General features: G+C 43.0%; 4 protein-coding genes, 2 tRNA genes and 3 rRNA genes. 3 read left to right on the forward strand and 6 right to left on the reverse strand.

Annotated features, from left to right (window positions below; all coding sequences use genetic code 11):
- Nucleotides 1–4 precede the first annotated feature (4 nt).
- From ASG14_RS14460 to ASG14_RS14470, 3 genes are read left to right on the forward strand one after another with little or no spacing between them, the layout of a single operon-like run.
- Nucleotides 5–1,189, forward strand: coding sequence for a glycosyltransferase family 87 protein (locus tag ASG14_RS14460; RefSeq protein ID WP_082491617.1), 1,185 nt, complete (start codon nucleotides 5–7; stop codon nucleotides 1,187–1,189).
- Nucleotides 1,186–2,118 carry a glycosyltransferase family 2 protein gene (locus ASG14_RS14465; protein WP_056871737.1) on the forward strand — a complete coding sequence of 311 codons (933 nt, stop codon included), beginning with the start codon at nucleotides 1,186–1,188 and terminating at the stop codon, nucleotides 2,116–2,118. The genes ASG14_RS14460 and ASG14_RS14465 overlap by 4 nt, the downstream gene beginning before the upstream one ends.
- Nucleotides 2,118–2,897: a polysaccharide deacetylase family protein gene (locus ASG14_RS14470; RefSeq protein WP_056871738.1), complete on the forward strand. Its 780-nt coding sequence runs from the start codon at nucleotides 2,118–2,120 to the stop codon at nucleotides 2,895–2,897. The genes ASG14_RS14465 and ASG14_RS14470 overlap by 1 nt, the downstream gene beginning before the upstream one ends.
- 26 nt (nucleotides 2,898–2,923) lie before the next feature.
- Here ASG14_RS14470 and ASG14_RS14475 read toward each other — a convergent pair whose 3' ends face one another.
- The 6 genes from ASG14_RS14475 to ASG14_RS14505 all read right to left on the reverse strand — a co-directional run bounded on the left by ASG14_RS14475 (nucleotide 2,924) and on the right by ASG14_RS14505 (nucleotide 11,136).
- Nucleotides 2,924–4,696, reverse strand: coding sequence for a S8 family peptidase (locus tag ASG14_RS14475; protein ID WP_056871739.1), 1,773 nt, complete (start codon nucleotides 4,694–4,696; stop codon nucleotides 2,924–2,926).
- A gap of 951 nt (nucleotides 4,697–5,647) precedes the next feature.
- Nucleotides 5,648–5,759 (reverse strand): 5S ribosomal RNA (gene rrf, locus ASG14_RS14485).
- A gap of 141 nt (nucleotides 5,760–5,900) precedes the next feature.
- Nucleotides 5,901–8,777 (reverse strand): 23S ribosomal RNA (locus ASG14_RS14490).
- A gap of 416 nt (nucleotides 8,778–9,193) precedes the next feature.
- A tRNA-Ala gene (locus tag ASG14_RS14495) sits at nucleotides 9,194–9,267 on the reverse strand.
- A 13-nt stretch (nucleotides 9,268–9,280) separates the two neighbouring features.
- Nucleotides 9,281–9,355: transfer RNA gene (locus ASG14_RS14500), tRNA-Ile, on the reverse strand.
- 259 nt (nucleotides 9,356–9,614) lie between these two features.
- Nucleotides 9,615–11,136, reverse strand: a 16S ribosomal RNA gene (locus ASG14_RS14505).
- The 16S, 23S and 5S rRNA genes sit together here with 2 tRNA genes alongside, the layout of an rRNA operon.
- Between the last annotated feature and the right edge of the window lie 574 nt (nucleotides 11,137–11,710).

An 11,710-nucleotide genomic window follows, 5' to 3' on the forward strand; every position in this document is an offset into this window, starting at 1 on the left:
CATAATGAATCCTATCAGGAAATTTACTTTGCGGCAAGTTATTTCGATATTGCTAAAACGGCAATTTATTGTAGGCGTTTACGTGTTGATGGCTGTAATTGCTGCGCTAAAACAATATCTCCACCACAGCTTCAATAACTACTTAATATTCAAATATGTTTACTGGCATGCAAGTAGCATGCAAAATTTATACGCTGACTACACCGAATATTTAGATAGCAATCATTATGGGCCGTTATTTGCGATTTTAATCGCACCGTTTGCCATTTTACCTGACAGCATCGGAACAATTTTGTGGAATATTTTTAACGTTATAATTTTATTGTGGGGCATTTACAGTTTGCCAATTTCAATACACAAACGCTCTGTAATTGCTTGGATTTGCGCACACGAAACCTTAACGGCCTTGTTCAGTTTCCAGTTTAATATTGCCCTAACGGGAACCATAATATTGAGCTGTTCTTCCATGATTAAGAAAAAGGAAGTTCAATCTGCTTTTTTCATTGCCTTCGGAACATTGATTAAGCTGTACGGTATTGTTGGTTTAGCGTTTTTTTTCTTCACCAAGAACAAAATGAAGCTCATTGTAGCCGGTTTAGCAGCTCTTTTACTGTTATTCGCCCTACCAATGTTAATCTCATCGCCAACTTTTATAATCAACTCTTATCAGGATTGGTACCATTCGCTTGTTCATAAGAATGCTACAAATGCCTCATTAAGGTCGTTTCAGGACATTTCTTTAATGGGCATGTTTCGCAGAATTTCGGGGAATGTAAACATTCCAAACAGCCCGTTTTTAATTGGAGGTGTTTTGCTTTTTGCGCTACCGTATTTACGGATAAAGCAATATAAACACCTGGCTTTCAAATTAATGTTACTGGCTTCCACGCTGCTTTTTACAGTAATATTTAGTAGTGGCTCCGAATCTCCAACTTATATCATCGCTTTTGCAGGGGTTGCAATCTGGTTTGTTGTACAACCAAATCCGAAAAGCAGTTTAACAGTTTCACTTTTTATTTTTGCATTTATATTAACCAGTTTATCGCCAACAGACATTTTCCCTAAAGCTGTTAAAGAATTTATTCGCCTATATTCGCTCAAAGCCCTACCTTGCATCATCATTTGGTTAACTATTATTTATCAAATGATGAAAGAAGATTTCGAATCTTATTTGATTGCTGATAAATGAAAAAGTTAGTTTCAATCGTTATCCCCGCTTACAACGAAGCCGATAATATTTTTGTGATTGCAGAAAGCATTAAGCAGGTTTTTTCGGCAACTAATTACAGTTACGAACTCCTTCTGGTTGATGATGGCAGCGCTGATGAAACGCTTCAAAAAATTAGAGACTACGCCGAAACAGCAGACAACGTTTTTTTTCTCGAATTTTCTAAAAATTTCGGCCATCAGCTTGCTGTAAAGGCAGGCATGGACCATGCCTTTGGAGATTGTGTAATCTCAATGGATTGTGATATGCAGCATCCGCCCGAAATAATCCCGGAAATGCTCAAAAAATGGGAAGAAGGTTTTGAAGTTGTTTATACCATTAGAGAAGAAGATACTAACTTATCAAAGGGAAAAAGAAGTTCCTCAAGTCTTTTTTACAAAATCCTCAACTGGCTTTCCGACATCGAATTGGAGCCAGGCGCTGCTGATTTTCGCCTGTTGGACCAGAAGGTGGTAAACGTATTCAGAAATTTCCACGAGAATGAACCTTTTTTAAGGGGTTTGGTTAAGTGGCTGGGTTTTAAACAATATGCAATCAGATACAATCCTGCATCACGATTCTCGGGTAAAAGCAAATATACCTTAAAGAAAATGTTCAGCCTGGCGCTTCATGGCGTAACATCATTCAGTATCAAACCACTTTACTCGGCCGTTTATTTAGGCTTTACATTGTCGTTTGCATCGGTTCTTTACATTCCATACATCATTTACGCATTCGCAAACAATGTAGAAGTTTCTGGCTGGGCTTCAGTTATTATGACAATCGTTTTCTTCGGCGGCCTGCAATTAATTATTTTAGGTATAATCGGAATTTATGTAGGCAAAATGTTTATGCAATCGAAAAACCGACCAAATTATATCATTCGTTCAACAAACTTACCTGGAAAATAATGGTGCTTTTAAGCTTTGATATTGAAGAATTCGACATGCCTTTTGAATATGGTAGAGACATTTCTTTTGCCGATCAAATCTCAATTTCCAGAGAAGGAACAATCGCCATACTTGATATTCTGGATAAACTCAGGGTAAAAGCAACGTTTTTTTGTACCGTAACTTTTGCAGAAAACATTCCTGATTTAATAAAAAGAATTACAGAAAGCGGGCATGAACTTGCATCTCATGGTTATTATCACTCTGATTTTAAACCTGAACATCTATTACAATCTAAGTTAAAACTCGAAGAACTTTCAGGAAAAGAGGTTATTGGGTATAGGATGGCAAGAATGATGCCTGTTGATGAAAAGGAAATTGAAAAAGCCGGATACAGCTACAATACGTCTATTAACCCTACTTTTTTACCCGGAAGATATAACAACCTGCAGGTTTCGAGAACATATTTTAATAAAGAGAATGTGTTGCAGATTCCCGCTTCCGTTACGCCTCTAATTAGGTTTCCTTTGTTCTGGCTTTCATTCCACAACTTACCACTTGGCATTTATAAAGCACTCGTAAAGTGGACTTACAAAAAAGACCGATACCTTAACGTTTATTTTCACCCCTGGGAATTTACCGATTTGGATAATTTTGAACGCTTTGGGTTTCCCGGGTATGTTACAAAAAATACCGGCCTTAAAATGATAGAAAGAATGGAAGACTTTATTGCCTGGATGAAATCAAAAAACTATCCCTTCGGCACTTTTCAGGAGTTTCTAAAAACAATTAAAAAATAATTGCACAAGGTAAAACCTCGCAAAAATTACGGCTTATACGTTTCCGCAAGCTTTAATGCATTGTAAGCATTCACAATGCCGCCGCTCACGCAGATATCGCTGAAGAGCACACGAACATTCTCACCTTTTTCATTCTTAAATTTAATCTTGTGTGGAACCTTCGTAACTGATTTCATGATGATTTCGCGAATCTGAGCTGGTTGCAAATACGGGTAGTATGATAAAATTAACGCAGCCAAACCCGAAACAACCGGAGAAGCCATACTAGTGCCATCCAATTCTTCATATTTATCACCCGGAACTGTAGAGTTGATCAAGAATCCAGGCGCAAAAACATCTACAGTGTATTTCCCGTAATTGGAAAAGTCGGCTTTTAGGTTGTCATCATCCTTATAAGCACTTGCGCCAACTTCAATCCAGTTCGATGCATGCGGCAACTGATATTTTGCAGAATCAATTGGCGCCGTTTTTATAACTGATGGACTTGCTACAGATGGCCTCATGCCCATCCCGTTATTTTGAGCCATTGGCTTAGGTGGTGTAAAATCAGCTAACGATGGTTTTTTATGTGCAATTTTATAGGCCTCGGCTTCAGCACTTTCATAAAACTTATTTGGAAAGTTTTCCTCTATATCGTTATTCTGATTGTCGTTTCCAGCAGCATGAACAAGCAGTACACCCTTGCGCTCTGCATATTTAACAGCTTCATCAACTACCTTTTTATCCCATTTATAAGATTTCCCAAAACTCATATTGATAACCTTTGCACCATTATCAACCGCATACCTGATTCCATTCGCGACATCTTTATCACGTTCATCGCCGGTAGGCACAACTCTGATTGCCATTATAGAGACATTATTTGCAACACCCAGAACCCCCAGATTATTATTTCTGTTAGCTGCGATAATGCCGGACACATGTGTGCCATGCAAAGCATCCGGGCCTTTTACATCGTTGTTTCCATAATTTTTTTGATTGGAATTCGCATAGTCATCTCCAACCAATTCAGCCCGCATGTCGTACTTCGGATTTAGGTTATATTTAAGCATGGCATCATATTGCTTGTAACCATCCTTAATATTTTTATAAAATTTATCGAAGCCACCATCATCCTTCGAACCCTTCCTGATAATGGTTTTAACCTGCTCCTCAACCTCGTCGTCGGGCTTATAATTTTCTATATCTTCATATGTTAAGATCGCTTTTCTGGTGGTTTTGGAGACCGAATCCAGCACCTTATTAATCGCAATCAGTACGGCAAAAGTGTTACTGGCATCTTCATATTTTTTGCCAAAATCGCCAACCAGCTTTTTATACAGCTTAAATTCTTCTTTCTGAACGCTATCAAGCGGCGTCAAATTTGTCGTCGACTGATATTTTGGCCTGTATATCCTTAATAACCTAACCAACTCAAGGTTATCAAATTCCAAATTTCCCTTCTTAGAACCTATAAAATTCCAGCCATGAATATCGTCCACATAGCCATTTCCATCGTCGTCAATACCATTACCTGGAATTTCCTTTCGGTTCGTCCATAAATTGTCTTTCAAATCCTGGTGGCTAATATCTACACCGCCATCAATTACAGCAACAATAATATTCTTACCTAAAGGCTTATTCTTTAAAATATCACGATAAGCCTTTTCAGTACTGATACCGAAAAAACCATGTTCGGCAAAATCCAGGTTAAACCAGTTCGGAGGCAACTGCACATTTTTATTTTGCGCAAAAGCAATCGAATTCAACACTAAGAAAAAGCAGCAAAATAGTGACCGCTTAAATTTAATAAGTATCATATCAACAGGTACGTAATATTACAATAATACGGTTTTATTGTATCCAGGGTAAATATTTTAGCATTTTTTAACAAGCTATTTCTCACTACAAAAAGTAAATGGTTTGCCAACGTGTATCCAACGCCGATGCTTTGAAAATATTTTAGTGTTTACGTATTAATACTAATTTCTAGATACTAAGAATATTCGGTGCGTACCTCAGACTAGATAATAAACATTTTATTGAAATTTTTGGGCAAAAGAGTGGTGGTTTTCCATAAGTACTGCAGCCCCGCTGTTTGCTGCAATCTTTTTGGGCTGCGTGTGTTGGAGTAGTAAGCTGGTAAGTTTGCCCAGTCTATAAGCTGGTAAGTTTGCCCAGTCTATTGAGTACTAGATAAAAACATTTTATTGAAATTTTTGGGCAAAAGAGTGGTGGTTTTCCATAAGTACTGCAGCCCCGCTGTTTGCTGCAATCTTTTTGGGCTGCGTGTGTTGGAGGAAGTGAAGGTTTCGTGCAGCCAAAAAGGATTTCCGCTGCCATCGGGTTTAGGGAAGCCGGTTCCGGTGGTACCTAATCCCGCCTGTTTCCCCGGCACGGTCAACTACCTGTGCTCACCAGTAAAACAGCCAAATGAATTCGCTTTGGCCTTTCAACTTTAGTCTTTCAGCTTTAGTCTTTGCATTCTTGCCCTTTCAGCTTTAGTCTTTGCGCTTAAGTTTTTGCGCTTAAGTCTTTAAACGAAGAAACCCCTGCAGTTGTTACTGCAAGGGTTCTTGTTAAGCTGCATTTTATGCAGTTTAAGATTTGGCACCGACCTACTCTCCCACGTGCGTGCTCTTCCGATCTATTCTTGCCCTTTCAGCTTTAGTCTTTGCGCTTAAGTTTTTGCGCTTAAGTCTTTAAACGAAGAAACCCCTGCAGTTGTTACTGCAAGGGTTCTTGTTAAGCTGCATTTTATGCAGTTTAAGATTTGGCACCGACCTACTCTCCCACGTGTTACCGCAGTACCATCGGCTCTGGTGGGCTTAACTTCTCTGTTCGGAATGGGAAGAGGTGGACACCACCGATATAGGCACCTAAAGGTTTTTAAATAAGGGTCAGGTTTTAAGTATCAAGTTATAAATATTGCTACTTACAACCGATAACTTATCACTCACCACTTAAATGACATATTATTGAAAGAAGTTAAGTTTTGAAGAACAAACAACAAGTTGTGTTGAGCTTTGAAAGCTTCGGATGATTAGTATTACTCGACTATGCTGTCACCAGCTTTACATCTGTAACCTATCAACGTAGTAGTCTTCTACGGTCCTATATGGAATTCTCATCTCGTGGCTAGTTTCGCACTTAGATGCTTTCAGCGCTTATCTATTCCCAGCGTAGCTACTCTGCAATGCCCCTGGCGGAACAACAGATTCACTAGAGGCTAGTCCAACCCGGTCCTCTCGTACTAAGGTCAGCCCCACTCAAAATTCCTACGCCCACAACAGATAGGGACCGAACTGTCTCGCGACGTTCTGAACCCAGCTCGCGTGCCACTTTAATCGGCGAACAGCCGAACCCTTGGGACCTTCTCCAGCCCCAGGATGTGACGAGCCGACATCGAGGTGCCAAACCTCCCCGTCGATATGAGCTCTTGGGGGAGATCAGCCTGTTATCCCCAGCGTACCTTTTATCCTTTGAGCGATGGCCCTTCCATGCAGAACCACCGGATCACTATATCCGTCTTTCGACCCTGATCGACTTGTCTGTCTCACAGTCAAGCAAGCTTATGCTATTGCACTCCTCATACGGTTACCAAGCGTATTGAGCTTACCTTTGAAAGCCTCCGTTACCTTTTTGGAGGCGACCACCCCAGTCAAACTACCCATCAAACAATGTCTCCCGCTTTGCGGGATTAGACACCGAATACAGAAAGGGTGGTATTTCAACGTTGGCTCCACGACGCCTAGCGACGCCGCTTCAAAGCCTCCCACCTATCCTACACATCCTGTATCCAATGTCAATGTTAAATTGTAGTGAAGGTGCATGGGGTCTTTCCGTCCCGTTGCGGGTACCCGGCGTCTTCACCGGGACCACAATTTCACCGAGCTCATGGCTGAGACAGCGCCCAGATCGTTACACCATTCGTGCAGGTCGGAACTTACCCGACAAGGAATTTCGCTACCTTAGGACCGTTATAGTTACGGCCGCCGTTTACTGGGGCTTCGATTCAATGCTTCGCCTTGCGACTAACATCCCCTCTTAACCTTCCAGCACCGGGCAGGTGTCAGGCCTTATACTTCATCTTTCGATTTTGCAAAGCCATGTGTTTTTGTTAAACAGTCGCCTGGGCCTTTTCACTGCGGCTTACATTGCTGCAAGCGCCCCTTCTCCCGAAGTTACAGGGCCATTTTGCCGAGTTCCTTAGCCATGATTCACTCGAGCACCTTAGAATTCTCTTCCCGGATACCTGTGTCGGTTTGCGGTACGGGTTTTTATAACCTGAAGCTTAGCGGTTTTTCTTGGAAGTCTGTTTACCTGCTCTATCCACTCAGCCGAAGCCTCGCGGTACTATTAGTTTTCAGCATCGTTGGCGGATTTGCCTACCATCGATATACCTACAACCTTTAACGAACTATTCCGTCAGTTCGCGGCAGTGTCACTACTCCGTCCCCACATCGCAGTTATAAAAAGTACTGGAATATTAACCAGTTGTCCATCGAATGTCCCTTTCGGGTTCTCCTTAGGACCCGACTAACCCTGATCCGATTAGCGTTGATCAGGAAACCTTATCCTTTCGGTGGGCGGGTTTCTCTCCCGCCTTATCGTTACTTATGCCTACATTTGCTTTTCTATACGCTCCAGCACCCATTACCAGATACCTTCACCGCATATAGAATGCTCCCCTACCGATATATTTCAATCCCATAGCTTCGGTGATACACTTAATGCCCGTTTATTATCCATGCCCGATCGCTCGACTAGTGAGCTGTTACGCACTCTTTAAATGAATGGCTGCTTCCAAGCCAACATCCTAGCTGTCTGTGCAATCGGACCTCGTTAGTTCAACTTAGCGTACACTTAGGGACCTTAGCTGATGGTCTGGGTTCTTTCCCTCTCGGCCCGTGACCTTAGCACCCCGGGCCTCACTGCAGACCATATTTAATAGCATTCGGAGTTTGTCTGGATTTGGTAGGATTTGACTCCCCCGCACCCAATCAGTAGCTCTACCTCTATTAAACTTAATATCCACGCTGTTCCTAAAAACATTTCGGGGAGTACGAGCTATTTCCCAGTTTGATTAGCCTTTCACCCCTACCCACAGATCATCCGGAAACTTTTCAACGTTTATCGGTTCGGTCCTCCAGTACGTGTTACCGCACCTTCAACCTGTCCATGGGTAGATCACAAGGTTTCGCGTCTACCTCCTCTGACTATACGCCCTATTCAGACTCGCTTTCGCTTCGGATCCGTGTCTTAAACACTTAACCTTGCCAGAGAAGAGTAACTCGTAGGCTCATTATGCAAAAGGCACGCCGTCACGCCACCTGGACGCTCCGACCGCTTGTAAGTACACGGTTTCAGGTTCTATTTCACTCCCCTGTTCGGGGTTCTTTTCACCTTTCCCTCACGGTACTGGTTCACTATCGGTCTCTCAGGAGTATTTAGCCTTACCGGATGGTGCCGGCAGATTCCCACAAGGCGTCTCCGACCTCGCGGTACTCAGGATACTACTAGGCTAACATTCTATACGTGTACAGGGCTATCACCTTGTATCGCCGGGCTTCCCATCCCGTTCCACTTCTGTTTGTTAATACCACATCGTAGTCCTACAACCCCCACTTTGCCGTAACAAAGTAGGTTTGGGCTCTTTCCCGTTCGCTCGCCACTACTTAGGAAATCATTATTATTTTCTCTTCCTCTGCTTACTTAGATGTTTCAGTTCGGCAGGTTTGCTCATTATATGTGACATGTCTTCAACATGCCGGGTTGCCCCATTCGGAAATCTTCGGATTAATTCCTATTTGCAAATACCCGAAGCTTATCGCAGCTTATCACGTCCTTCATCGCCTCTGAGAGCCAAGGCATCCCCCGTGTACTCTTTATTACTTTCTTCTACTTATACGCCTTTTGCGCCGTATAGTATGCTTTTTTGCTCTTGTTATGATGTCTCATACTTATCAGTCGATTGCTCTYCYTCCAAGTGAGCACAAACACAACAGTCGCCTATTGTTGTTTGCTCTTCTTTTTTAACTTCTTCCAATATGTCAAAGAACTTTACCAAAATCAGGTAAAGGGTATAAGATTGCAGGTTTCATTGTCTGCGCTCAAGCCTTTAGCTTTCTCTTGTTAGTAAAAAACTGCGGTCTCGAACCGTTTCATATACATCTTAATATATATGTGCCCCAATGGCGTTTCTTCTTCTTTTAATCATGTCAATGTAGATTACCTATCCCGGTAAYTTGATTTGCCTGTTTTTTGAAAGCTTTCAGCTTTGGTCTTCATACCTCTGAGCTTTAAAAGCCCGGTAGTGGAGAATAACGGAGTCGAACCGTTGACCTCCTGCGTGCAAGGCAGGCGCTCTAGCCAGCTGAGCTAATCCCCCAGGATTATTAAAGTAGTCCCGTCCAGATTTGAACTGGAGACCCCTACATTATCAGTGTAGTGCTCTAACCAGGCTGAGCTACGGGACTGTCTGTAAGGCCGCTTTTGGTTAGCGTTAGTATATTACCGCTACCGCTTCCTTTTGCTTACCTAGTCGTCAGTGCCGATGTCTTTTTGGTTATTGGGACAACCGTCATTTCTTCTGGGTGTTTCTTTTGTTTGTTTTTGTATAAAGCAGTATTAAAGCTATCCGACCGCCGGCCTTTCGGCTCTGGTCTTTTAAACTTACCACTTATAACTTTTTTTTAGAGTATCATGTTGCGCAGCGAGTAGTCAACTCTGCTCCAGAAAGGAGGTATTCCAGCCGCACCTTCCGGTACGGCTACCTTGTTACGACTTAGCCCCAGTTATCGGTTTTACCCTAGGACGCTCCTTACGGTTACATACTTTAGGTACCCCCAACTTCCATGGCTTGACGGGCGGTGTGTACAAGGCCCGGGAACGTATTCACCGCGTCATTGCTGATACGCGATTACTAGCGAATCCAACTTCATGGGGTCGAGTTGCAGACCCCAATCCGAACTGTGAATGGCTTTGTGAGATTCGCATACTGTTGCCAGCTAGCTGCCCTCTGTACCATCCATTGTAGCACGTGTGTAGCCCCGGACGTAAGGGCCATGATGACTTGACGTCGTCCCCTCCTTCCTCTCTGTTTGCACAGGCAGTCTGTTTAGAGTCCCCATCATTACATGCTGGCAACTAAACATAGGGGTTGCGCTCGTTGCGGGACTTAACCCAACACCTCACGGCACGAGCTGACGACAGCCATGCAGCACCTAGTTTCGTGTGATTGCTCACTTATTCATCTCTGAATAATTCACTAACTTTCAAGCCCGGGTAAGGTTCCTCGCGTATCATCGAATTAAACCACATGCTCCTCCGCTTGTGCGGGCCCCCGTCAATTCCTTTGAGTTTCACTCTTGCGAGCGTACTCCCCAGGTGGAATACTTAACGCTTTCGCTTAGCCGCTAACTGTATATCGCTAACAGCGAGTATTCATCGTTTAGGGCGTGGACTACCAGGGTATCTAATCCTGTTTGATCCCCACGCTTTCGTGCCTCAGCGTCAATAAAACCATAGTAAGCTGCCTTCGCAATCGGTGTTCTGAGACATATCTATGCATTTCACCGCTACTTGTCTCATTCCGCCTACCTCTAGTTCATTCAAGCCCGTCAGTATCAAAGGCACTGCGATAGTTGAGCTACCGTCTTTCACCTCTGACTTAACAGGCCGCCTACGCACCCTTTAAACCCAATAAATCCGGATAACGCTTGGATCCTCCGTATTACCGCGGCTGCTGGCACGGAGTTAGCCGATCCTTATTCTTCCGGTACATTCAGCTCTCTACACGTAGAAAGGTTTATTCCCGGATAAAAGCAGTTTACAACCCATAGGGCCGTCTTCCTGCACGCGGCATGGCTGGTTCAGAGTTGCCTCCATTGACCAATATTCCTTACTGCTGCCTCCCGTAGGAGTCTGGTCCGTGTCTCAGTACCAGTGTGGGGGGTCATCCTCTCAGATCCCCTAGTCATCGTCGCCTTGGTGGGCCGTTACCCCGCCAACTAGCTAATGACACGCATGCCCATCTTAATCCTATAAATATTTGAACATTGAATAATGCTATTCTGTGTTTTTATGCGGTGTTAATCCGAATTTCTTCGGGCTATCCCCCTGATTAAGGTAGGTTGCATACGCGTTACGCACCCGTGCGCCACTTTTCCAAGAAGCAAGCCTCTTGGTATCGTTCGACTTGCATGTATTAGGCCTGCCGCTAGCGTTCATCCTGAGCCAGGATCAAACTCTCCATTGTAAAATGTTGTTGTTTAATACTGACCAGTTTTAACTATTGTTAAAAATAGTCTTCTTTTTTAATTATGTCTGTCAGACATTGACTTTAAAATCAAGCTCCGGTATTCTGTACTTGAATCCGTACTTTATTACCTCGCTTGCGCTACATTGACATCTCTTTTAAGAACTTGTTCGGCACAGTACCTCGCGGCGGCCTTTTWTATATCGTTAAGCTTTTAATCTGCTGAAGTCTTRTTAGTCTTCCGTTTCTTAAACGCTYATTTCAATCTTTTTTTATCCTTTCCGGCATCCGCCGTTCCGGTTTGTTTTCCCTTCGTTATCGTTGGGAGTGCAAAGGTAAGAATCTTTTTTTAACTTCCAAATAAAATATTTTTTATTTTTTCAGCCCTTTCAAATCCCTWAACCCAGCTTTTCATTCTTTCCCGTTCCTTCCGAACAGGGTTGCAAAGGTAATCACTTTTTCCTCACCCGCAAGAAATATTTTAAAATAATTTCAAGCCCTCCTACCTCATCATTTCAACCTTTTCCCTTCCTCCGAAGCGGGATGCAAAAGTAGAAAAAAAATTGATGCAGAG

It is taken from the genome of Pedobacter sp. Leaf194 (genome assembly GCF_001423945.1).
Taxonomy (GTDB): Bacteria; Bacteroidota; Bacteroidia; order Sphingobacteriales; family Sphingobacteriaceae; genus Pedobacter.

Excerpts from the sequence above, each read along its gene's own strand:
- ASG14_RS14460 (WP_082491617.1), top strand. The coding sequence starts at position 5 with ATGAATCCTATCAGGAAATTTACTTTGCGGCAAGTTATTTCGATATTG.
- ASG14_RS14465 (WP_056871737.1), top strand. The coding sequence starts at position 1,186 with ATGAAAAAGTTAGTTTCAATCGTTATCCCCGCTTACAACGAAGCCGAT.
- ASG14_RS14470 (WP_056871738.1), top strand. The coding sequence starts at position 2,118 with ATGGTGCTTTTAAGCTTTGATATTGAAGAATTCGACATGCCTTTTGAA.
- ASG14_RS14475 (WP_056871739.1), bottom strand. The coding sequence starts at position 4,696 with ATGATACTTATTAAATTTAAGCGGTCACTATTTTGCTGCTTTTTCTTA.